At 61.3% G+C, this 23,117-nt stretch carries 20 protein-coding genes; 9 read left to right on the top strand and 11 right to left on the bottom strand.

The window, feature by feature from the left end; all coding sequences use genetic code 11:
* The first annotated feature begins 9 nt into the window (after window positions 1-9).
* From HU773_RS22380 to HU773_RS22370, 3 genes are read left to right on the top strand one after another with little or no spacing between them, the layout of a single operon-like run.
* Window positions 10-930 (top strand): arginase family protein, encoded by a 921-nt coding sequence (locus tag HU773_RS22380; RefSeq protein WP_057958584.1) that lies wholly within the window; start codon window positions 10-12, stop codon window positions 928-930.
* Window positions 927-1,307, top strand: coding sequence for a DMT family transporter (locus tag HU773_RS22375; protein ID WP_057438341.1), 381 nt, complete (start codon window positions 927-929; stop codon window positions 1,305-1,307). Before HU773_RS22380 ends, HU773_RS22375 begins: the two co-directional genes overlap by 4 nt.
* Entirely contained in the window at window positions 1,304-1,717 is a 414-nt protein-coding gene (locus HU773_RS22370) for an EamA family transporter (RefSeq protein ID WP_057958585.1), read from the top strand. Before HU773_RS22375 ends, HU773_RS22370 begins: the two co-directional genes overlap by 4 nt.
* A 114-nt stretch (window positions 1,718-1,831) precedes the next feature.
* Here the strand turns inward: HU773_RS22370 and HU773_RS22365 are convergent, their stop codons facing one another.
* On the bottom strand, window positions 1,832-2,596 hold the full coding sequence (locus HU773_RS22365) for a MipA/OmpV family protein (RefSeq protein WP_057438345.1): 765 nt from the start codon (window positions 2,594-2,596) through the stop codon (window positions 1,832-1,834).
* A 230-nt stretch (window positions 2,597-2,826) separates the two neighbouring features.
* Here HU773_RS22365 and HU773_RS22360 point away from each other — a divergent pair, with 230 nt between their 5' ends.
* From HU773_RS22360 to HU773_RS22335, 6 genes are all read left to right on the top strand, one after another.
* Window positions 2,827-3,525: an MtnX-like HAD-IB family phosphatase gene (locus HU773_RS22360; RefSeq protein WP_057438346.1), complete on the top strand. Its 699-nt coding sequence runs from the start codon at window positions 2,827-2,829 to the stop codon at window positions 3,523-3,525.
* Window positions 3,518-4,912, top strand: a complete 1,395-nt coding sequence (locus HU773_RS22355) for an aspartate aminotransferase family protein (RefSeq protein ID WP_057438348.1) — start codon at window positions 3,518-3,520, stop codon at window positions 4,910-4,912. Before HU773_RS22360 ends, HU773_RS22355 begins: the two co-directional genes overlap by 8 nt.
* Window positions 4,909-5,790: an alpha/beta hydrolase gene (locus HU773_RS22350; RefSeq protein ID WP_057958588.1), complete on the top strand. Its 882-nt coding sequence runs from the start codon at window positions 4,909-4,911 to the stop codon at window positions 5,788-5,790. Before HU773_RS22355 ends, HU773_RS22350 begins: the two co-directional genes overlap by 4 nt.
* Before the next feature lie 84 nt (window positions 5,791-5,874).
* Window positions 5,875-7,002 carry a GNAT family N-acetyltransferase gene (locus tag HU773_RS22345; RefSeq protein WP_186625557.1) on the top strand — a complete coding sequence of 376 codons (1,128 nt, stop codon included), beginning with the start codon at window positions 5,875-5,877 and terminating at the stop codon, window positions 7,000-7,002.
* A complete protein-coding gene (locus tag HU773_RS22340) occupies window positions 6,999-8,777 on the top strand; it encodes a sensor histidine kinase (protein ID WP_057438354.1) in 1,779 nt (592 codons plus the stop codon). Before HU773_RS22345 ends, HU773_RS22340 begins: the two co-directional genes overlap by 4 nt.
* On the top strand, window positions 8,767-10,164 hold the full coding sequence (locus HU773_RS22335; RefSeq protein ID WP_057958591.1) for a sigma-54-dependent transcriptional regulator: 1,398 nt from the start codon (window positions 8,767-8,769) through the stop codon (window positions 10,162-10,164). Before HU773_RS22340 ends, HU773_RS22335 begins: the two co-directional genes overlap by 11 nt.
* A 1,329-nt stretch (window positions 10,165-11,493) precedes the next feature.
* Here HU773_RS22335 and HU773_RS22330 read toward each other — a convergent pair.
* The 10 genes from HU773_RS22330 to glpK form a co-directional block, all read right to left on the bottom strand.
* On the bottom strand, window positions 11,494-11,832 hold the full coding sequence (locus HU773_RS22330; RefSeq protein ID WP_057438356.1) for a GlpM family protein: 339 nt from the start codon (window positions 11,830-11,832) through the stop codon (window positions 11,494-11,496).
* 10 nt (window positions 11,833-11,842) lie between these two features.
* The gene (aauR, locus tag HU773_RS22325; protein WP_057958597.1) at window positions 11,843-13,183 is read right to left on the bottom strand and encodes a two-component response regulator AauR; all 1,341 of its coding nucleotides are present in this window, start codon (window positions 13,181-13,183) and stop codon (window positions 11,843-11,845) included.
* On the bottom strand, window positions 13,180-15,081 hold the full coding sequence (gene aauS, locus HU773_RS22320) for a two-component sensor histidine kinase AauS (RefSeq protein ID WP_115128904.1): 1,902 nt from the start codon (window positions 15,079-15,081) through the stop codon (window positions 13,180-13,182). Before aauS ends, aauR begins: the two co-directional genes overlap by 4 nt.
* A gap of 161 nt (window positions 15,082-15,242) precedes the next feature.
* Window positions 15,243-15,977 carry an amino acid ABC transporter ATP-binding protein gene (locus HU773_RS22315; protein WP_057438360.1) on the bottom strand — a complete coding sequence of 245 codons (735 nt, stop codon included), beginning with the start codon at window positions 15,975-15,977 and terminating at the stop codon, window positions 15,243-15,245.
* Entirely contained in the window at window positions 15,974-16,645 is a 672-nt protein-coding gene (locus tag HU773_RS22310; protein WP_057958599.1) for an ABC transporter permease subunit, read from the bottom strand. The genes HU773_RS22315 and HU773_RS22310 overlap by 4 nt, the downstream gene beginning before the upstream one ends.
* Window positions 16,645-17,391 carry an amino acid ABC transporter permease gene (locus HU773_RS22305; protein ID WP_057438362.1) on the bottom strand — a complete coding sequence of 249 codons (747 nt, stop codon included), beginning with the start codon at window positions 17,389-17,391 and terminating at the stop codon, window positions 16,645-16,647. The genes HU773_RS22310 and HU773_RS22305 overlap by 1 nt, the downstream gene beginning before the upstream one ends.
* A gap of 195 nt (window positions 17,392-17,586) precedes the next feature.
* Window positions 17,587-18,519 carry a glutamate/aspartate ABC transporter substrate-binding protein gene (locus HU773_RS22300; RefSeq protein ID WP_029295166.1) on the bottom strand — a complete coding sequence of 311 codons (933 nt, stop codon included), beginning with the start codon at window positions 18,517-18,519 and terminating at the stop codon, window positions 17,587-17,589.
* Window positions 18,520-18,896: 377 nt separating this feature from the next.
* A complete protein-coding gene (gene glpD, locus HU773_RS22295) occupies window positions 18,897-20,435 on the bottom strand; it encodes a glycerol-3-phosphate dehydrogenase (RefSeq protein WP_057438364.1) in 1,539 nt (512 codons plus the stop codon).
* 270 nt (window positions 20,436-20,705) lie between these two features.
* The gene (locus HU773_RS22290; RefSeq protein ID WP_057438366.1) at window positions 20,706-21,461 is read right to left on the bottom strand and encodes a DeoR/GlpR family transcriptional regulator; all 756 of its coding nucleotides are present in this window, start codon (window positions 21,459-21,461) and stop codon (window positions 20,706-20,708) included.
* A gap of 95 nt (window positions 21,462-21,556) precedes the next feature.
* Window positions 21,557-23,062 (bottom strand): glycerol kinase GlpK, encoded by a 1,506-nt coding sequence (gene glpK / locus HU773_RS22285; RefSeq protein WP_029295173.1) that lies wholly within the window; start codon window positions 23,060-23,062, stop codon window positions 21,557-21,559.
* Window positions 23,063-23,117 lie beyond the last annotated feature (55 nt).

Raw genomic sequence — 23,117 nt, 5'->3', positions numbered from 1 at the left:
AACATTACCTTGAATATTCTTGATCTCGACCACAGCCTCACAGCCCAGGCACCCATCGCCCGGCGTCTGGCCAGTGGTCAAGCGACGCGCCTGGACCTGCTCGACCTGGGCCCGAAACTGCGCCTGTGGTCCACCGAAAAAACCTGGAAACGCTTTGCCCAGCGCCTGGCCCAACGGCCCCGGCCAAGCACGGCGCGCCCGGAAATCTTCTTTGTCGGCTCCGGCGACTATCACCACCTGACCCCGGCTTTTCTCGCCGAAGTGCAGGAACCTATCAGCCTGATCCACTTCGACAACCACCCCGACTGGGTACGCCTGGCCCCGCGCCGACACTGCGGCTCGTGGGTCAATCAGGCCCTGAAGATGCCGGCGATCCAGCGCATCGTCACCCTAGGCCCGTGCAGCGATGACCTGCATAACCCGCAACTGCGCGGCGGCAATCTTGGCGCCCTGAAGCGCGGGCATTTGCAGTTGTTTCCCTGGCAGCACGCGCCGTCGAAAGTCTGGGGTCGGGTAGGGGATGGCGCCGGCCATGCACAACAGGAAAACCACCTGCACTGGCGCAACCTCGCTGAGCTCGACTGGCCTGCATTCCTTGAGCAAATGATCGCCAGCCTGCCCACCGAGGCGGTATGGATCACCCTCGACAAGGACGTGCTGGCCAGCGAAGACGCGGCCACCAACTGGGACCAGGGCGGCATGCGCCTGACGCACCTGCTGCAAGCCCTGCGTGCGTTGGCGGCGAGCAAGCGGATCCTTGGCATCGACGTGTGCGGCGAGTTTGCGCAGCCTGCGTTCAGCAACGCCTTCAAGCGCTGGGAAGCCAAGTCCGACCAGCCGCCGGCCGCACGCTGGAGCGCTGATGACCTGCTGCGTAACGCCACCACCAATGAAGCGTTGATCAACCTGTTCGAGGAGCTGTTCCCGTGACCCTGACCGTCGTGTTGCTGGTGGCCTTTTCCATCGTTCTCGATGTGATCGGCCAGTTGTGTTTCAAATTGGGCCTGGACCGCTTGCCCGAACTCGAAGGCGGCTTTCGCCTGAATGCCTTCTGGGGCCAGGTGTTTAATGCGCCGTTGCTGTGGGCGGGCATCGGCGCCTATGTCATCGAATTCTTTGTCTGGCTTGAAGCCTTGTCCCGCGCGCCGTTGAGCCTGTTGTTCCCGGCCGCCGCACTGGCTTACTGCGGGGTGGTGTTGGCGGGCAAGGTGATACTGGGCGAAACCGTCAGCCGCCGGCGCTGGCTGGGCACGATGGTGATTACCGCCGGCGTGATGTTGGTGGCTGTAGCAGGAGCACAATCATGAGTGCGCAAGAGATGGCTATCCGTCCGGTTGGCTGGCTGCATGGGCGCCTGGGCACCGTAGTGTTATGGGCGTTGTTGATCCTCACCGAAAGCGCCGGCCAGTTGTTTACCAAGGTGGCTGGCGATCAAATTGGCCAGATGGATTTCAATTGGCAGTGGTTGGCGGCGGTGGCGGTCAACCCGGGGATCCTCGCGGCGATCGCCTGCTATATCGGCGCGTTCTTTGTGTGGATGCTGATCCTGCGGCGCAGCAGCCTGTCCCTGGCCTTCCCCCTGAGTTCGCTGGTGTTTGTGGTGGTGCTGCTCGGCTCGTGGTTGGGGCTGGGCGAGCACATCAGCTTCCTGCACTGGGTGGGCGTGGTGGTGATTATTGGCGGGATTGCACTGCTGGCCGAGGGCGAAGAAAACTGAGCCCAGACTGGAATGACGGACAAATGTGGGAGCGGGCTTGCCCGCGATGCAGGCGCCGTGGTGTATCAGTTACACCGCGGTGATGCTATCGCGGGCAAGCCCGCTTCCACACAATCAATCGAAGGTGTAGCTGATCGCCGTCTGCACCTGCCCCTGGTTCACCTCGCCGGTCTGGCGCACGATGCTGCTGTCCGCCGCTGACCCCAGCAGATGCACCCAACTGGCACTGGCCAGCAACGACCATTTGGGCGCCAGGGGAATCTGCACGCTCTGGGTCAGTGTCAGGTTCTGGAACCCGCCGCTGGCGTTGTACGGGCGAATCCCGGAGCCTGCCGCTTCCTGCTCATCCACCCCGAAAAACGTCTGGGTCTGGCGGCCATCGGCAAAATGCGCGACCAGCCCCGTGCTGCCAATCACAGCGCCGCCCAACGGGTAACCCAGTTCCCCGCCGAGCTTGCCGAGCACGCCGCTTTGCGCGCGGGCACCGCCCACGGCCCGCCCCAGTTGCGCGTAGACCCGCCAGAAGTCCGCTGGCGCGTACTGGATAAACCCGCCGACCTCGGCCATGTCCGATACATCCCGCAGGCCCTTCAGCGGCCCGTTGGCCGTGCGTCCCGCCAGGTAATTGAGGTACGGCCCGGCACTCAAGCCATTGCTGTTGAGTGCACTCCAGGTCAGGCCGTCATCGGTATCGAGGCTGACATCTCCCCAATCCAGGTCGAAGTAGGGCACCGGCACGGTCTGGTAGCGGCTGGCGGCGGGTTCCCGTGGCTGATAGCTCAGGCCCAGGCCCACCTCGCCGCTGATGTCGGCCGCTGCTGCCGAACCCATCCACAGCCCCAGGACGCCGGCGAATACCCGCGAAGTCACCCTGAACATATTGCTTGCTCCTCTTGCAAAATATGCGCGCATGAACGCGCAGGCGCAGGGCCCCACGCAAGCACTCATGTTGTTTGTAGCGACCTACAAAAATTGTAGCTTGGGCGCTGGGTATTTCACCGTGACATGGGGCAGAACCCCGGCCCCATTGGGTTTTGTGCACTTGGCACAGTCCCTGCTCTAACCCTGGTACAAGCGCATCCGCGCTGTCATCTCCAAGGTAAACGCAGATGAATGACTGGCATATCGTGTGTGACTTCGATGGGACCATCACACCCACCGATGTCATCGACAATGTTCTCCAACGCTTCGCCGGCCCCGAGTGGGAAACCATCGAGCAACAATGGCTGGATGGCCATATCGGTTCCCGCGAATGCCTGAGCCGCCAACTGGCATTGATCAAGGCGACACCGGCCGAACTGCTGGCGTATTTCGACACCGTCGAGATCGACCCGGACTTCCCGGACTTCGTCGACCATGTCCTTGGCCTGGGCGCGTCCCTTGAAGTGGTCAGCGACGGCATCGAGCAAGGCATCGCGCGGATCCTTTCGCGCAACTACGTGACCCTGCTGCCGATCATCGCCAACCGCCTGCGCCAGGTTGACCAGAACAGCTGGCGCATCGACTTCCCCCATGCCAGCGACGCTTGCCGCGCGGCCTCGGGCAACTGCAAATGCAAGTCCACCCCGCGTAACAAACGGGTGTTGGTGATCGGCGACGGCAAGTCCGATATGTGCGTCTCGACCACCGCCGATTTTGTTTTCGCCAAGGGCAGCCTGGCCCAGTACTGCCAGGCCCACGCCATCCCCCATCTGCGCTTCGACACCTTTGCCGAACTGCCGGCCTTGCTGGCCAGGCTGCCCCAGGGCATCGCCGCCAACGCCACCCATTTCACTTCCGAAAATCAGGAACTCTTTCATCATGTCTGATATCCGTATCGCTACCGCCGAAGACCAGGTTCTGCTGGATAAAGAAGCCAAATACTGCTCCTACGGCGACACCGTCCACTACATCGACCCGCCGCGTATCTTCAGCCGTTGCGAAGGCTCCTACGTGTGGGACACCGAAGACCAGGCCTACCTCGACCTGCAAATGTGGTACTCGGCGGTCAACTTCGGTTATGCCAACCCGCGCCTGAACAATGCGCTGAAACAGCAGATCGACACCCTGCCGCAAATCGCCAGCCAGTACCTGCACAAGGGCAAGATCGAGCTGTCGGAAATGATCGCGGTGGATGCCAAGAAAAAATTCGGCCTCGATGGTCGGGTGCATTTCAACGTCGGCGGTTCGCAGTCCATCGAGGACTCGCTGAAGGTGGTGCGTAACGCCACCAACGGCAAGAGCCTGATGTTCGCCTTCGAGGGCGGTTACCACGGGCGCACCCTCGGTGCGTCGTCCATCACCTCCAGCTACCGCTACCGTCGCCGCTACGGCCACTTTGGCGAGCGCGCCAACTTCATCCCGTTCCCGTACCACTTCCGTGGTCCCAAGGGCATGACCAAGGAAGAGTACGGCAGCCACTGCGTGCAGCAGTTCGCCCGTCTGTTCGAGACGGAATACAACGGTGTGTGGGACCCGAAAGTCGGCCAGAGCGAGTACGCAGCGTTCTACGTCGAGCCGATCCAGGGCACTGGCGGCTACGTGATCCCGCCGATGAACTTCTACAGCGAACTCAAGCAGGTGCTCGACCAGCACGGCATCCTGATGGTGGTCGATGAGATCCAGATGGGCTTCTGGCGCACCGGTAAGTTGTGGTCGATCGAGCACTTCGATGTGCAGCCGGACGTGATCGTGTTCGGTAAGGCCCTGACCAACGGCCTCAACCCCCTGGGCGGCATCTGGGCCAAGGAAGAGTTGATCAACCCGAAAATCTTCCCGCCGGGTTCCACCCACTCCACCTTCGCCTCCAACCCGCTGGGTACGGCGGTGGGCCTGGAAATGTTCAAGATGACCAGCGAAGTCGACTACGGCGCGATGGTCATGGCCAAGGGCAAATACTTCCTCGAAGGCTTGCAAGAGTTGCAAAAGCGCTTCCCGATCATCGGCGACGTCGATGGCCTGGGCCTGGCCCTGCGCTGTGAAATCTGCGGTCCCGATGGCTTCACCCCGGACAAGGCGACCCTGGACTACATGGTTGACGAGGGCATGAAAGGCGACATGCTGGTAGACGGCCAGAAACTCGGGCTGATCCTCGATGTGGGCGGCTACTACAAGAACGTGATCACCCTGGCGCCGTCCCTGGAAATCAGCTACCCGGAAATCGACCTGGGCTTGAAGCTGCTGGAGCAACTGCTGACCCGAGCGATGAAGCGGTGAACCAGGCCGATATCGATCTCGGCGAAGGCAACGCCGGCTTCGTTCTCGGCAACGGTCCGGTCGGGGTCTTGTTGATCCACGGCCTGACCGGCACCCCGACCGAGTTGCGTCGGGTGGCCCAGGGCCTGGCCAAGGAGGGCAACTGCACCGTGTATGTGCCGACCCTGGCCGGGCACTGCGGGGGCAACGAAGACCTGCAGGCCACCGGTTGGCGCGACTGGTACGAGGGCGTGCGCAAGACCTTTGTCGGCGTGCAGCAGCGCCATGCGCAGGTGTTCGTCGGTGGCTTGTCCATGGGCGCGGTAATGTCGATGTACCTGGCCTCGGAGTTTCCGGGCCAGGTCGCCGGGTTGCTGATGTACTCCACGACCCTCAAGTACGACGGCTGGAGCATCAACAAATTTGCCTTCATCACGCCGTTGCTGATCCGTATTCCGTTCGGTGTGCGCCTGTTCCGTTTTACCGAGAAACCGCCCTACGGCATCAAGAACGAACGCCTGCGGGCCATTGTCGAGCGGCAGATGAAAGAGGGCGAGAGCAGCGAGGCCGGGTTGTTGACCATGGAAGGCGTCACCGTGCGCGAGCTGCACTGGATGAATGCGGTGGTGAAGAAACGCATGCCGTCGATCAAGACCCCGGCGCTGGTGCTGCACTCCATCGAGGACGACATCACCAGCCGCTGGAACGCCGACTACGTGGAACGCCACCTGGGGGGGCCGGTGACCAAGATCCTGTTGGACAACTGCTATCACATGATCACCGTCGACCTGCAATACCGCCGGGTGATCGAGTTGAGTGCCGACTTTATCGAGCAACACACCGGTTCAAAAATGGGCGATGTCTCGTTCTGCGAGCCCGCGCTGGCGGCGGCACAGTAAACATTGATGTTGCCTGAGCCACCGCTATCGCAGCCTCACGGGGCGAGACAGCGCCCACAGGAGCACTTACAGGGATATTCCGATGTGATCACCGCACACACCTTCCCGAGCATCCACGCCATCGAACGCAGTGCCTGGAATGACTGTTTTCCCCTGGCGTTGGAGGATTGGGATTACTACGTCGCCGTAGAAAACGCTGCCATCGACGACTTCCAGTGGCGCTACCTGGCCCTCTATGAGGACGGGCAACTGCTGGCCGTCGCCCCGGCGTTCATCACCCATTACCGCCTCGATACCACCGTGTCGGGCATCGCCAAACGCTTTACCCAGCGCCTGGAACGCTGGTGGCCGGGAGCGTTGCGCCTGGGCTTGTATGCCATCGGCTCGCCGGTGGCCGAGCAATGCCATGCCGGTGTCGCCAGCCATGTGCCCGCTGCGCGCCGCAGTGCGCTGTTGGAGCAATTACTGGTCGCCGCGCGTCGGGATGCCGATGCATTCGGCATCGGCCTGCTGGCGGTCAAGGACGCGCCAAGCCTGGATCAGGACTGGGCCGACAGCTGCAAGACCGTCGGCCTGCACAGCATGCCGAGCCTGCCTACCGGGCTGCTGCCGCTGCCCTACGGCTCGGTGGATGCCTATCTGGGCTCCCTGGGCAAATCCACGCGCAAGGATTTGCGGCGCAAGCTGCGTGCGCCGGGGCCACAGGTGGAGTGGCGGGACAATGTCGATGATGTGTTGCCGGATATCATGCGCCTCTACGAAGCCACGCTGGCTCGCGCCGACCTGCAATTCGAGCGCCTGCCTGCCGGTTATTTCAGCCAGGTGCTCGCCCAGCTTGAACAACGGGCGCGCTGTGTACTTTACTGGGTGGATGGGCAACTGGTGGCGTTCAACCTGGTGCTGCTGGACCAGCACCGGCTGATCGACAAGTTCTTTGCCCACGACCTGGCCCACAGCCGCGAACATAACCTGTACTTTCGCAGTTGGCTGACCAACGTCGACTACTGCATCGAGCACAATATTGCGTTGTACGAGTGCGGGCAGGCCGGGTATGCCAGTAAGCTACGCCTGGGCTGTGAGTTCGCCGGCAATACGCTGTTCTTCCAGCACCGCAACCGGCTGCTCGATACCCTGCTCAAGCTGGTAAAAGTGTTTATTCGCCCGGACCGATCCGACCCTGCCATGGCTGCTGCAATAAGCGAAACCCGATGATCGCCAAAACCCGCCAGAAAGCCCGCCCATTTGCCATTTCCCGCTGGAGCCTGCAGCGCAAGCTGGTGTTGGCGTTCTGGCTGGTGACGGTGATCCCGACCATGATCGCCGCCGAGCTGGCGGCCACCACCCTGTCGCAGATTTTCGACAGCAACGTGCGCATCTGGCTGCAAGAGTCGACCCGCATCGTCAAGGATGAAGTCAGCGACATCCTGCACGACAACGCCCGTGTGGCGCAGATCTTCCTGCGGTATGTGCGTCCGCCTTCCAGCCATGAAGCGATGCGTCATGACCGTTTGATCGCGGACATTGCCCGCGCCACTGATATTGATGTGGTCACGCTGATTCGCAGCAGTGACAGCAAGGTGATGTTCAGCACCGTGGGCGATGATGTGGTGAAACAAATCAGCCTCGCTCCCAATGCCGTGTTGCAAACCGTGCAGGTCGGCGGCGTGGCCACCGGGGCCGTGATTTCCTCGTTCGAGACCAGCCAGGATGGCGTCGACTACGAACTGTTGGTCGGTACCTACCTGGACAGCAGCTTCCTGACCAGCGTCGCCGAGGTGCACTCCCTGGACTTGCGTCTGTACCTGGCTAATACCGAAGGCTTTTCGGAGATCTTCTCCACCCAGCGTTTTGAAGACCACCCGACCCGCGTGCCGAAATCCGTGGAAACCCTGCTGCGCAGCACCAAGCAGCCCAGTGAACAGTTCACCAGCAACTACAGTGGCCTGTACTGGCCGATCTTCAATGACACCGGAGAGTTACAGGGCGTGATCTTCAGCGGCCTGCTGCGCCACACCAGCCTGGTGGGGCTGGTGAACCAGAGCAATCTGTTTGTGCTGATCTTCCTGCTCAGTTCCGCTTTGTCCCTGGGGGCCGGTGTGCTGGTCTCCCGGCACCTGACCCGGCCACTGCGCGAGTTGTCCCAGGGGGTGAGCGCGGTGATCAGCGGCAACTACCAGCACCGCGTGGCCGTCACCGGCGGTGACGAACTGGCGCAATTGAGCAGCACCTTCAACCATATGACCGAGCGCCTGGGCGAGTTGCATCACCTCGAAGCCCAACTGCGCCGCCGCGACCGCCTGCATGCCCTGGGCGAAGTGGCGATGGGCCTGGCCCATGAAATCCGCAACCCGCTGGGCATCATCAAGACCGCGACCCAACTGCTGCACCGTCGCACGGACCTGCCGGAGACCGACAAGCGCCACCTGGAATACGTGATCAGCGAAGTCAGCCGGATCAATGACCTGATCACCGACTTCCTCGACTTCGCCAAGCCCAGCGAACCGCTGCGCAGCCAGCAACCGGCGCGGCCGCTGGTGGAAGAAATCCTCGGTTTCTGCGCGCCGGAGCTGGCCAGCCACGCCATCGACGCCCATCTCGACGACCAGGCGCCGGGTGCGACCCTGTATGTGGACGCCAAGCAATTCAAGCAGGCGTGCCTGAACCTGATCCTCAACGCCATCGACGCCATGCCCCAGGGCGGGCGCCTGACCTTGAGCATCAGCCGTGTCGATCACTACACGGTGATCAGCATCAGCGATAGCGGCCAGGGCATCCCCCCTGAAATGATCGAGCGGATCTTTACCCCCTTTGTTACCACCAAGGCCTCGGGCACCGGCCTGGGCCTGGCGAAAGTCTATTCAATCATGGAGAGTCACGACGCCAGCATCGAATGCACCAGCGAGAAAGATGCCGGCGCCACCTTCAGCCTGTACATTCCGGCCAACGGTGAAGATGACGGCGACGACGAGGACAGTCATGACACATAACATATTGGTGGTCGACGACGAGCCCAAGCTCTGCGATTTGCTGTCGTCGGCCCTGAGCCAGAACCATATCCAGGTGTTTATCGCGGGCAATGGCCTGCATGCGCTCAAGGTGCTGGAGCAGGAGGACATCGACCTGGTGATCAGCGACTGGCGCATGCCCGGCATGGACGGCCCGCAACTGCTGGCCGAGATCAAGGTGCGCTACCCGCAATTGCCGGTGATCGTGATGACGGCCTACAGCACCGTGAAAAATGCCGTGCAGTCCATGCGTAACGGTGCCTACGACTACATTGCCAAGCCCTTCGATATCGACGAGCTGGACATCACCGTGGCCAAGGCCTTGCAGTTTCGCGACATCATGCGCGACAACGCACGGCTGCGTGCCGAACTCGATGAACATGCGCAGTTCGATAGCCTGGTCGGGGAAAGCCCGGCGTTCCGTCGAGTGTTGCAGGCGGTGGATTCGGTGCGTGAAAGCAACGCCACCATCCTGTTGACTGGCGAAAGCGGCACCGGCAAAGAAATGGTCGCCCGCGCCATTCACAAGCATGGCAACCGTGCAGACAAGCCTTTTGTGGCGGTCAACTGCGCCGCGATCCCCGAAGGCTTGCTGGAAAGCGAAATGTTCGGCCATCGCAAGGGCGCGTTTACCGGCGCCGTGGCCGACCGGGTAGGGCGCTTTATGCAGGCCGACAAGGGCACGCTGTTTCTCGACGAAGTGGGGGATATGCCCCTGGCGTTGCAGGCCAAGATCCTGCGCGCCTTGCAGGAACGGGTGATCGAGCCGGTCGGCGACCCGCGTGAGCGCAAGGTGGACGTGCGGGTGATCGCCGCCACCAACAAGAACCTGCTGGAAGCGGTGGCGAACAAGGAGTTTCGCGAAGACCTCTACTACCGCCTGAATGTGTTCCCGATCCCACTGCCAGCATTGCGCGAGCGCGTCGAAGACATCGCCCCGCTGGCCCGCCACTTTGCCCGCAGCCTGAGTGCCAACGCCGGTAAACGCATCACCGGCTTCAGCCCCGACGCCTTGCAGGCCATGGCCGCCTACAACTGGCCGGGGAACATCCGCGAGCTGCAAAACTGCGTGGAGCGCGCGACCATCGTCGCCTCCAGCCCGGTGATTGAAGATATCGACCTGCCGGCCTACCTGTTCGCGTCTCAGCCGACCGAGCGGGATGTGACGACAATCCTCAGCGAAGGCCCAGGCGTGCCCCAGGACCTGGACGCGGCGCTGGCCGAGGTGGAAAAGGCCTACATCCTCGCGGCCCTGCAGGAGAGCAATGGCGTACAGGCGGCTGCGGCGTCGCGGATTGGCATCTCCGAACGCAGCTTTTGGTACCGCTTGAAAAAGCTTGGGATCCAAATCGACAAAATCGTACGCTGAGCCCTGGGAGCCACACATAAGCAAATGTGGGAGCTGTCGAGCTTTAGCGAGGCTGCGATGCGGGCAGCTGGGTTTTTCAGGTGTACCGAGTCGATCCCATCGCAGCCTCGCCGGGGCTCGACAGCTCCCACAAGGGATTGGGGAGGCACACTAAGCAAATGTGGGAGCTGTCGAGCTTTAGCGAGGCTGCGATGCAGGCAACTGGGTTTTTCAGGTGTACCAAGTCGATCCCATCGCAGCCTCGCCGGGGCTCGACAGCTCCCACAAGGGATTGGGGAAGCACACTGAGCAAAGGTGGGAGCTGTCGAGCTTTAGCGAGGCTGCGATGCGGGCAACTGGGTTTTGCAGGTGTACCGAGTCGATCCCATCGCAGCCTCGCTGGGGCTCGACAGCTCCCACAAGGGATTGGGGAATCACAGGGATCAAATGGGGGAGCTGTCGAGCTTTAGCGAGGCTGCGATGCAGGCAGCTGGGTTTTGCAGGTGTACCGAGTCGACCCCATCGCAGCCTCGCTGGGGCTCGACAGCTCCCACAAGGGATTGGGGAATCGCAGGGATCAAATGTGGGAGCTGTCGAGCTTTAGCGAGGCTGCGATGCAGGCAGCTGGGTTTTGCAGATGTACCGAGTCGATCCCATCGCAGCCTCGCCGGGGCTCGACAGCTCCCACAAGGGATTGGGGAATCACAGGGATCAAATGTGGGAGCTGTCGAGCTTTAGCGAGGCTGCGATGCAGGCAGCTGGGTTTTAAAGGTGTACCGAGTCGATCCCATCGCAGCCTCGCTGGGGCTCGACAGCTCCCACAAGGGATTGGGGAATCACAGGGATCAAATGTGGGAGCTGTCGAGCTTTAGCGAGGCTGCGATGCGGGCAGCTGGGTTTTGCAGGTGTACCAAGTCGATCCCATCGCAGCCTCGCCGGGGCTCGACAGCTCCCACAGGGGATTGGGGAATCACAGGGATCAAATGTGGGAGCTGTCGAGCTTTAGCGAGGCTGCGATGCAGGCAACTCGGTTTTGCAGGTGTACCGAGTCGATCCCATCGCAGCCTCGCCGGGGCTCGACAGCTCCCACAGGGGATTGGGGATGCACACTGAGCAAATGTGGGAGTTCTCGAGCTTTAGCGAGGCTGTGATGCAGGCAGCTGGGTTTTATGGGTGTACCGAGTCGATCCCATCGCAGCCTCGCTGGGGCTCGACAGCTCCCACAAGGGATTGGGGAGGCACACTGAGCAAAGGTGGGAGCTGTCGAGCTTTAGCGAGGCTGCGATGCGGGCAACTCGGTTTTATGGGGGTACCGAGTGGGTCCAGTTCCCACAGTGGAGCCGTGGAGTGTCAGGCGTGAATCCGGATCCACACACTCACCAGCACCGTCGCCGCCATCAGCCACGCCACTGCGGCCACCGCCAGGGAGGCCTCCAGGCGCATGCGGTCGACCATCACATACAGCGTCGCCAGGTACACAAAGTACGGAATGATCGACCACATGCCGAACACAATGGTGGTCTTCAAGTCGTCCACCGAGCGGCCCTTGCCGACGATGTAGTGGGCGATCAGTGCAAAAGTCGGAAACAGCGGCACCAGGCCGGCGATGTAATAGTTCTTGGTTTTGGCCAGCACCGCCAGGAGCAACACCACCGCCGCTCCGAGGGCGGCCTTGAAGACTAAATCCACGCATGACTCCTTAGTGGCTCAGGCCGTATTTCTTGACCTTGTCGAACAGGGTGGTCTTGGCCATTCCCAGTTCCTGGCTGGCCTGGGTCAGGTTGCCGCCGCTGCGTTGCAGGGCGTCGCTGAGCAGGTTGCGTTCAAAGGCTTCCACCGCTTCGGTAAAGGCCAGGCCATGGTTGTCGGGGCTGGCGCCGCTTTTCTTGAAGGCGGGCAGGCCCAGGGCAAAACGTTCGGCGACGTTGCGCAGTTCACGTACGTTACCGGGCCAGTCATGGCTCATCAGGCTGGACAGGGTCTGGTTGTCCAGCTCCGGGGCGATGCGGTCGAAGCGCAGGGATGATTGCTGCAGAAAGTGTTCGAACAACTGCAGGATATCTTCGCGGCGCTCGCGCAGCGGCGGCAGTTCCAGGGTCACCACGTTCAGGCGGTAGTACAAGTCGCTGCGGAACTGGTTGGCGCGGCTCAAGTCGTCGAGGTCGGACTTGGTCGCGGCAATCACCCGGCAATCCACCGCCACGCTCTGGTTCGAACCCAGGCGCTCCAGGGTGCGCTCTTGCAAGACCCGCAGCAGTTTGATCTGCAGGTTCATCGGCATGCTTTCCACTTCGTCGAGGAACAGCGTGCCTTCGTGGGCATGCTCGATCTTGCCGATCCGCCGTTTGCCCGCACCGGTAAAGGCGTTGGCTTCGTGACCGAAAATCTCGCTTTCAAACAGGTTTTCCGGCAGGCCGCCGCAGTTCAGGGCGACGAACTGGTGGGCGTGGCGGCGGCTGAAGTCGTGCAGACAGCGGGCGACCAACTCTTTGCCGGTGCCGGTCTCGCCTTCGATCAGCACGTTGGCCGAGGTGTCGGCGACGTTGGCGATCAACTCGCGCAGGTTCTGCATCGCCGGCGAGCGTCCGATGATCCGGCCTTCCAGGGAGTCACGCTCGGCCAGTTGCCGGCGCAGCGCCCAGACTTCCCGGGCCAGGCCACGCTGTTCGAGGGCGCGGCGCACCACGTCCACCAGGCGCTCCGGAGAAAAGGGTTTCTCCATGAAGTCATAGGCACCGTTGCGCATCGCGCCCACTGCCATGGAAATATCGCCGTGGCCGGTGATCAGCACCACCGGCAGGCTTTTATCCAGGGCCTTGAGGCGGGTCAACAGCTCCAGGCCGTCAATGCCGGGCAGGCGGATGTCACTGATCACAATGCCGGCAAAGTTCTCGCCGACACGCTTGAGTGCCTCTTCAGCACTGGCCACGCCGACGCTGGGAATATCTTCCAGGGCCAGGGCTTGCTGGCAGCCGAGCAACACATGGGGATCGTCTTCGACAATCAGCACGGTCAGCTCGGTGTTGGGTTGGCTGTTCATATCGACTCGCCGGGTTGATGGCCTGCCAGGGGCAGGCTCAGGACAAAGGCTGTACCACCAGCGGCCGGATGCTCGACGGCCAGGTTGCCGCCGGTGGCTGCGGCAAGGCTGGCCGACAGGGTCAGGCCCAGGCCCAAGCCTTGCTCGCCGGGTTTGGTGGTGAAAAAGGGTTCGAACAAATGCTTGCGGGTCTCAGGGTCGATGCCATGCCCGTTGTCCCGCACCCGCAGGCGGTATTTGCCTTCGCTGATGTCACTTTCCAGCCACAGCTGCGGGGCGGGTTGGGCGTGCATCGCGTCCAGGGCGTTGCCGATCAGGTTGACCAGGATTTGCTCCAGGCGCGTCTGGTCGATCTGCAACATGGCCTGGCTGAACTGACGGTGTACGGTCAGCGGCAGGCTGTCGAGGCGGCTGCCCAGAACCTGAAATGCCGCATCCACGGCCTTGCCCAGGCTGGCTTCGCCCTGGTCGTCACCCCGCCGGGCAAACGAGCGCAGGCTGGCGGTGATGCGTCCCATGCGGTCGATCAGTTCATTGATGGTCTTGAGGTTGGTGCTGGCAGTATCCAGGGCGCCGCGTTCGAGGAAGCGCACGGTATTGCCGGACAAGGTGCGCAGGGCCGCCAGCGGCTGGTTCAGCTCATGGGCGATGCTGGTGGACATCTGGCCGATGGCCGCTAATTTGCCGGCCTGGACCAATTCGTCCTGGGCCCGGCGCAGGGTTTCTTCGGCCTGGCGCCGCTCGCGGATCTGCGCCTTGAGCCGTTCGTTGCTGGCGCGCAGGTCGGTGGTGCGCTCGGCAATCCGCCGCTCCAGCTGGTTGTTGGCTTCCTGCAGGGCCTCGCGGGCGGCCAGGCGTGTGGCGATTACCTTGCGCCGCTCATTCCAGGCAATCAGCAGGAACGCCACCAGGGCAAAGGCCACCGCAACGAGGATGCCCTGGTTGATCGCGGCCTGGCGCAGGTCGTTGAGCGGGGTGAGCAGGGTGAAATTCCACGGTGTGTCGTTCAGGGGCCGGGTCTGGGCCAGGTAGGTGACTTCCCGGTCGTCGGCCACCACTTCACTGTTGGCCGGGAAGGTCAGTTTTTCGGTGCCGGTGTCGAGCTGTTCGCGGGCCAGGGGTTGCAGTTCGTTGAGGGTCGCCCAGTAATATTGCAGGCTGCGGGCCAGGCGCTCCTTGGTATCGTCGCTCAGCGGGCGCACCGCCTTGAGCCGGCGTGCCGGGTCGCTGGAGAGGATGATGATGCCGTTCTCGTCGCTGACAAAGGCTTCCAGGCGCGCGCGCTGCCAGCGTTCTTCCAGCGCTTCGAGGCGCACCTTGACCACTGCGACACCAATGATCTTGCCGTGTTCTTCCAGGCCGTGGGCCAAGTAGTAGCCAGGCTCGCCATTGGTGCTGCCGATGCCATAGAAACGGCCGGGCTGGCCACGTACGGCATTCTGGAAATAGGCGCGGAACGACAGGTCTTCACCGAGGTAGCTGTCGACATCGCGCCAGTTACTGGTGGCCATCACGCGGCCGGTGGTGTCCATCACATAAATCGCCCGACTGCGGCTGCGCCGGTTCAGGCCTTCGAGGTATTCGTTGACCGCTTGCCGGTGTTCCGGGTTCGGGTCGGCCAGCAGTTTGGAGACGCTGGATTCCAGCTCCAGCAGGCTGGGCAGGTAGGTGTACTTGCTGATCTCACTCTCGACCGTGCGCGCATGCAGCTCCAACTGGCGCTCGCCGTTCTCGCCCAGGGTCCGGATGCCGTAGTACTCGCTGGTCCAGAAGCCGATAAAACCCAGGCCGATCATCAACAGGATGATCAGGGGCGGCAGGAACAGCTGGCGAATCAGACGAGGCTTCACGGCAAGGGATGGCGGTGCGGCGCGATAGAGGGTGGGGTCGCATTTCATCACAGATGCCTTGGGTCAACCAGCGCTTGCCTGGACCGGTGTGGGGGGCGGGCTTGCCCGCGATGACGGTAGGTCAGCCACAGAGGTTGACTGATATGCCGCAATCGCGGGCAAGCCCGCTCCCACAGGGCCCGGTTTCTACAGTGGACGCTGTGTTGTGCTTAGTGCTGCAGGATTTTCTCGAGGAAGTGCTGCGCACGTTCGGAACGGGCGCTGATATCGCCGAAGAACTCTTCTTTAGGGCAGTCTTCGATGATCTTGCCGGCATCCATGAAGATCACGCGGTCGGCCACTTTGCGGGCGAAGCCCATTTCGTGGGTCACGCACATCATGGTCATGCCTTCCTGGGCCAGTTGCACCATCACGTCCAGTACTTCGTTGACCATCTCCGGGTCCAGGGCCGAGGTCGGTTCGTCGAACAGCATGACGATCGGGTCCATTGCCAGAGCACGGGCAATCGCCACGCGCTGCTGCTGGCCGCCGGACAGTTGGCCCGGGTGCTTGTCCTTATGTGCCGACAGACCTACACGCTCCAGCAATTGCAGGCCTTTCTTCTCGGCTTCTGCCTTGCTGCGGCCCAACACCTTGATCTGCGCAACCGTCAGGTTTTCGGTGATGGTCATGTGCGGGAACAGTTCGAAGTGCTGGAACACCATGCCTACGCGCGAGCGCAGTTTCGGCAGGTTGGTCTTCGGGTCGGCAATCGAGGTGCCATCGACCACAACGTCACCTTTCTGGAACGGTTCCAGGGCGTTGACGCACTTGATCAGGGTGGATTTGCCCGAGCCGGAGGGCCCGCACACCACGATCACTTCGCCTTTTTTGACCTCGGTGCTGCAATCGGTCAGCACCTGGAAGTCGCCATACCACTTGTTGATGTTCTTGATAGAGATCATACGGCAAACCTTTTTTGCAGACGCTTGACCAGCAGCGAGGCGGCAAAGCTGATGATGAAGTAGACGACACCGGCAAAGATCAGGAACTCATTGGAGCGGCCGATAATGTCGCCGTTGGAACGGGCGGAGTTGAGGAAATCCACCAGGCCCACGGTGTAGACCAGCGAGGTGTCCTGGAACAGGATGATGCTCTGCTGCAACAGCAGCGGGGTCATCTTGCGGAACGCCTGGGGCAGGATGATCAGGCGCATGGTCTGGCCGTAGGTCATGCCCATCGCTTGTGCCGCAGCCATCTGGCCCTTGGGGATCGACTGCACGCCGGCCCGCACGATTTCGCAGAAGTACGCCGCCTCGAACATCATGAAGGCCACGACGCAGGAGGTGAACGCACCGATTGGCGTGTCTTCGCCGGTGATCCAGCGCAACACGAACGGCACCGCCAGGTAGAACCAGGTGATCACCAACAGCAGCGGGATCGAGCGGAAGTAGTTCACATAGGCGCCGGCCAGGCTGGACAGCAGTTTGCTGGAGGACAGGCGCATCAAGGCCAGGATAGTACCGAGAACGATACCGCCGACCACGCCCATGACCATCAGCTTCAAGGTCATGACCATGCCGTTCCACAGGCCAGGCATGGCCGGGATAATGCCGCTGAAATCAAATTCCATTATTTGCCCCCCACGGAAATCAGGCCGGGCACAGCGACTTTCTTCTCGACCAGGCGCATCAGCAGCATCAGGCTCATGTTCAGGGTGAAGTAGATCAGCGTGGCCAGGGTGAAGGCTTCAAACAGGTTGGCCGAGAACTCGGCGGTCTGCTTGGTTTGCGCCAGCAGTTCCATCAGGCCGATCAAGGACGCCACGGAGGAGTTCTTGAACACGTTGAGGAATTCCGAGGTAAGCGGCGGAATGATGATCCGGTAGGCCTGGGGCAGCAGCACGTTCCAGTAGATCTGCGACAGGCTGAAGCCCATGGCGCGCGCGGCGGCTTCCTGGCCACGGGGCAGCGCCTGGATACCGGTACGCACTTGTTCACATACGCGGGCGGCGGTGAACAGGCCCAGGCACACGACAACGCTCAGGTAGGCCGAGGTGGTCGGGTTCAAGTCTTGTTTGTACCAGTCCTGCAGGTTTTGCGGCAGCAGGTCGGGCACCAGGAAGTACCAGATGAACAGCTGTACCAGCAGTGGCACGTTACGAAACAGTTCCACATAGCAGGTGGCGATGCCGGCTACGAGGCGGTTAGGCATCGTGCGCATCACACCCAGTATCGAGCCCAGCAGCAAGGCGACGATCCAGGCCACGACGGCGATGGCGATGGTCCAGCCCAAACCGGAGATGAACCAGTCGAGATAGGTCTCGCTGCCCACGCCGGTGGACTTGAAGAATACGCCCCAGTCCCAGTTGTAATTCATTAGGGTCTCCCCCGAAATCAATCGATGTACAAGCACCCGCTTGGGGAAGATCCATTCCCGCCTGACGGTGAACGTCAGGCACACGCGATCGGCTCGGAAACCGCCAGGTCGAGTGTTCCAAATAATAATGCCAGCAGGTAGTAACAGACGCCTGAGGGAGGGTTGGCTCCCTCAGGAGATAAGGTTAGTTCGGAATCAGGACTTTTTTTCAGCCGTTTTGTCGTCGGCTGCTTTGTCGGTCGGATTGGCGATCAGGGCCTTGAGTTCGTCGCTCATCGGGAACATCAGGTTCAGGCCTTTTGGTGGGATCGGCGAGCTGAACCACTTGGTGTAGATGTTGTTGATTTCGCCAGACTTGTAGGTAGCGACGATAGCGTCATCCACAGCCTTCTTGAACGGTGCATCGCCTTTGCGAACCATGCAGCCGTAGATTTCGAAGGATTGCGGCGTGCCGGTCACGGCCCAGTCGGTAGGCTTCTTGGCCTTGGCCATTTCACCGGCCAGCAGCGCATCGTCCATCATGAAGGCAACGGCGCGGCCGCTTTCCAGCATCTGGAAGGACTCACCGTGGTCTTTGGCGGAGATGACGTTCATGCCCATCTGCTTGTCAGCGTTCATGGACTTGAGGATGCGCTCGGACGTGGTACCGGCGGTGGTCACGACGTTCTTGCCCTTGAGGTCAGCGAAATCCTTGTAGGTCGAGTCCTTTTTGGACAGCAGACGGGTACCGATTTCGAAGATGCCGACGGAGAAGTCGACTTGCTGCTGACGCTCAACGTTGTTGGTGGTGGAACCACACTCAACGTCCACGGTGCCGTTCTGCACCAGCGGGATACGGGTTTGCGAAGTGACCAGGTTGTATTTGACCTTCAGCTCGCCTTCCTTCATGCCGAGGTCTTTCTCGACAGCTTTGACGATGGCCAGTTGAATGTCGTGGGAGTAGCCCACTGGTTTGCCCGAACCATCCGCAATGTAGGAAAACGGAATGGAGGCGTCGCGGTGGCCCAGGGTGATGGTGCCCGACTCTTTGATTTTCTTCAGCGTGCCGGTCAGTTCGGCGGCGAAGACTGGAGTGCTAATCAGAGCAGCAGCGATAGCTGCGCCCAAAATATGGGGAACGATACGCATCAATACTTCCTCGACATTTGTTTTTTTTATGAAGCCTGGACGGCTCTTTCGATACAGCGAATGCCTGTGACGGCTCCTGAAGCATCTCAGACAAACACGTACCAAGTGTAGAGCATGAGTCGTGCCAGACTGTGATTAAAAGTCTAACTGTATGATTTATATGGCGATTAACTTTATATGACGAGGTTTATCCGGTGTTTAAATCCGGCAAACCGAATAGGTGGCGTTACCACGTTCGGAAAACCGAATCTGTAGGCATTGGCTGCCGGCGATCACCGCCCGTTGTTGCAGGCCAGCCAGCTCCCACATTGATCGCATTTCACATCAAGACGTTCATAAAAAAGCCCCTGGGCCTTTCGGCGCAGGGGCTGGATGCATCAGGCTGCTTCGATCTTGCTGCGGTTCTGTTCGACCTTGACCAAATAACGCTGCAGGTTTTCCTGCTCCTCGGGGGTGGTGAACAGCCCGAGTTTGGTGCGCCGCCACAGGATGTCGTAGGCCTGGGTCGCCCATTCCTCGGCGCACAGGTAGTCGACTTCCCGGGTGTACAGGCCGCCACCCAGGTGCTCGCCCAGGTCGGCCAGCGATTGCACGCCTTCGAGCAGGCGCCAGGTGCGGCTGCCATAGGTGGTCGACCAGCGGCGGGCGATTTCGCTGGGTATCCACTCGAACTTGCTGCGAATGTCGGTGGCCAGGGCTTCTGGCGTGCTCATGTCTTCACCGCCGGGCAGGCTGGCCTTGGCGGTCCAGCTCGGCTTGATATGCGGGAAGTAGGGGGCCAGTTGCGCCAGGGCCGACTCGGCCAGCTTGCGGTAAGTGGTCAGCTTGCCACCGAACACCGACAGGATCGGCGCTTCTTCGCCGCTGCCGGACAGTGCCAGGGTGTAGTCGCGGGTAATGGCCGACGGGTTATCCGACTCGTCGTTGCACAGCGGGCGCACGCCGGAATAGGTGTGCACGATATCGTCGCGGCTCAGCTGCTGCTTGAAGTGGGCGTTGACCACCTTGAGCATGTAGTCCGTTTCACCTTCGGTGATCGCCACTTTCGCGGGGTCGCCGGTGTACTCACGGTCGGTGGTGCCGATGATGGTCAGGTGATTGAGGTACGGAATGGTGAAGACGATACGCCCATCCTCGTTCTGCAGGATGTGCGCATGGGCGCCTTCGTACAGTTTCGGCACGATCAGGTGGCTGCCCTGGATCAGGCGGATGCCATACGGCGAATCGAGCTTGAGGTCATCCTTGATGAACTTGGCGACCCATGGGCCGGCCGCGTTCACCAGAGCCTTGGCGCGGATCGACAGCAGGCTGCCATCTGCGCGCTCCAGGTGCAGGTGCCACAGGCCCTTGCTGCGACGGGCGCTGACGCAACGGGTCTGGGTGTGGATATGTGCACCCTTTTCCCGGGCGGCCATGGCGTTGAGTACAACCAGGCGCGCGTCGTCGACCCAGCAATCGGAGTATTCGAAGCCCTTGGTGATTTCGCTTTTCAGCGGGCTGTCGGCGCCGAACTTCAGGCTTTTGGAGCCTGCAAGTTTCTCGCGCTTGCCGAGGTGGTCGTACAGGAACAGGCCGGCACGGATCATCCAGGCCGGACGCAGGTGCGGGCGATGGGGCAACACAAAACGCATCTGCTTGACGATGTGCGGGGCCTTGGCCAGCAGCACTTCGCGTTCGGCCAGGGCTTCGCGCACCAGGCGGAATTCGTAATGTTCAAGATAGCGCAGGCCGCCATGGATCAGCTTGCTGCTGGCAGACGAGGTGTGGCTGGCCAAGTCATCCTTTTCGCAAAGGAATACCGACAGGCCGCGACCGGCTGCGTCTGCCGCGATGCCTACACCATTGATCCCGCCGCCAATCACGGCAACATCATAGACTTCGGCAAGGGGTGGAGCAGGCAAGGTAGAAGGGGTCATCGGCTGGCCTCGCGATCTTTTTTAATATTGGAATTCGAACATTGATGTTCATTTGCGAAAATGGTAGCTCATAAACGCGGGCACAGCCAGCTGACTTCGATTGAAAAAACTCATCGAAGGGCGGGAAAAGGAAAAATTGTGAACATTGAGCCGGATGCTGGCTCAAGAGAGTTGTGGCCTCTGGGCCGCCATCGCGGGCAAGCCCGCGCCTGTGGGAGCGGGCTTGCCCGCGATGGCGCAGGTCCAGGCGCCAGCGAGCTCAGGGGTCGCTCAGACGACTTCCAGACGAATCTTGTTCTGGCTCAACAACTGCACCAGCGCCGGCACCGGCTGCTGATCGGTGACCAGGCAATCAATCAAACTGATCGGCCCCAGGCGAATCATGGCATTGCGCCCGAATTTGCTGGAGTCCGCCGCCAGGATCACCTTGCGTGCGTTGGCAATGATCGCCTGGGAAACCCGCACTTCCTGATAATCGAAGTCCAGCAGGCTGCCGTCCTCGTCGATACCGCTGATACCCACCAGGGCGAAGTCGACCTTGAACTGGTTGATGAAGTCCACGCTGGCCTGGCCCACCACGCCGCCGTCACGGCGTACATTGCCGCCGGTCAGCAGCACGTCGAAGTCGTCCTTGGCGCTGAGCATCATGGCGACGTTGAGGTTATTGGTGATGATCTTCAGGTGGCTGTGGTTGAGCAGCGCCCGGGCAATGGATTCGGTGGTGGTACCGATATTGATGAACAGCGAGGCATGATCGGGGATCTGTGCGGCAATGGCTTCGCCGATACGCTGCTTTTCATCGCGCATCTGGTCGGCACGCATGGCGTACTCGGTGTTTTCGACACTGGAGTCATAGGCGGCGCCGCCGTGGTAGCGACGCAGCAGATTGGCGTCGGCCAACTGATTGATATCGCGGCGGATGGTTTGCGGGGTAACAACGAACAACTGCGCCATTTCCTCGATACTGACGTAGCCGCGTTCGCGGACCAGTTCGAGGATTTGTTGCTGACGGGGAGGCAGATTCATTGGGCGTCCTGTGGGCTGCCATACAAAAGTGGCCCATGATGACGCAGGAATCCGCTCCCTGCCAGTTACAACCCGATGTGGGTCCTACGCTTGGCTTATTCAGCGCCTTCGTGGGGTTCCCAGTCACGGGTGCGGCTGACCGCTTTTTTCCAGCCGGCGTAGAGTTTTTCTTTGGCGGGCTCGTCCAGTTGTGGTTCGAACTCGCGTTCGATCACTGCCTTGCCACGCAGCTCATCCAGGCTGCCCCAGAAGCCACAGGCCAGGCCGGCCAGGTAGGCAGCGCCCAACGCCGTGGTCTCGCGCATTTGCGGGCGCTCTACCTGGGTGCCGAGGATGTCGGCCTGGAACTGCATCAGGAAGTTGTTGGCCACTGCGCCGCCGTCTACCCGCAGGGATTTGAGGCGTTCGCCGGAGTCCTGCTGCATGGCGTCGAGCACGTCGCGGGTCTGGTAGGCAATCGACTCCAGGGCTGCACGAATAATGTGATCGACACGTACGCCACGGGTCAGGCCGAACAGCGCGCCACGGGCGTAGGGGTCCCAGTACGGAGCGCCGAGACCGGTGAACGCCGGTACCAGGTACACGCCGTTGCTGTCTTTGACCTTGTTGGCGAAGTATTCGGTGTCGTGGGCGTCATTGATGATCTTCAACTCATCGCGCAGCCACTGCACGGTGGAACCACCGTTGAACACAGCGCCTTCAAGGGCGTAAGCCACTTCGCCACGCGGGCCGCAGGCGATGGTGGTGAGCATGCCGTGCTGGGATTTGACCGCTTTGTCGCCGGTGTTCATCAACAGGAAGCAACCGGTGCCGTAGGTGTTTTTCGCCTGGCCCGGCTCAACGCACATCTGGCCGAACAGGGCGGCTTGCTGGTCGCCGGCAATGCCGCCGATGGCAATCCCGCTTTTGGTGCGGCCATAGATTTCCGAGGAGGACTTCACTTCCGGCAGCATCTCGCGCGGGATGTCCAGGACCTCCAGCATCTTCGCATCCCACTCCAGGGTGTGGATGTTGAAGAGCATGGTGCGCGAAGCGTTGGTGTAGTCGGTGACGTGGGTCTTGCCGCCGGTAAATTTCCAGATCAGCCAGCTGTCGATGGTGCCGAACAGCAGCTCGCCGTTGCGCGCGCGTTCGCGGCTGCCTTCGACGTTGTCGAGGATCCACTTCAACTTGGTACCGGAGAAGTACGGGTCGGTGACCAGGCCGGTGGTGTCGCTGATGTATTGCTCATGGCCGTCGCGTTTGAGCTGCTGGCAGATTTCGGTGCTGCGCCGGCATTGCCAGACGATGGCGTTGTAGATCGGGCGGCCGGTGATCTTGTCCCAGACCACGGTGGTTTCACGCTGGTTGGTGATGCCGATGGCGGCGACCTGGTCGTGGTGCAGGCCGGCTTGTGCCAGGGCCTCGACCATCACGGCGCTCTGGGTGGCGAAGATTTCCATCGGGTCATGCTCGACCCAACCGGCTTGCGGGTAGTGCTGGACGAATTCACGCTGGGCGGTACACACCACGTTGGCGTCACGATCAAAGATGATCGCCCGGGAACTGGTGGTGCCCTGATCGAGGGCAATGATGTAGTTCTTATTCTGTGTGTCGGTCATGTCGATTGCCTTGGACGGAAAAAAGGAGTGGGTAAGTAGCCTGGGCCGCAAGGGG

Source organism: Pseudomonas shahriarae, from assembly GCF_014268455.2.
GTDB lineage: Bacteria > Pseudomonadota > Gammaproteobacteria > Pseudomonadales > Pseudomonadaceae > Aquipseudomonas > Aquipseudomonas shahriarae.
Note: the sequence above shows the minus strand (reverse complement) of the source record. Positions and strands in the feature narration are given on the sequence as shown.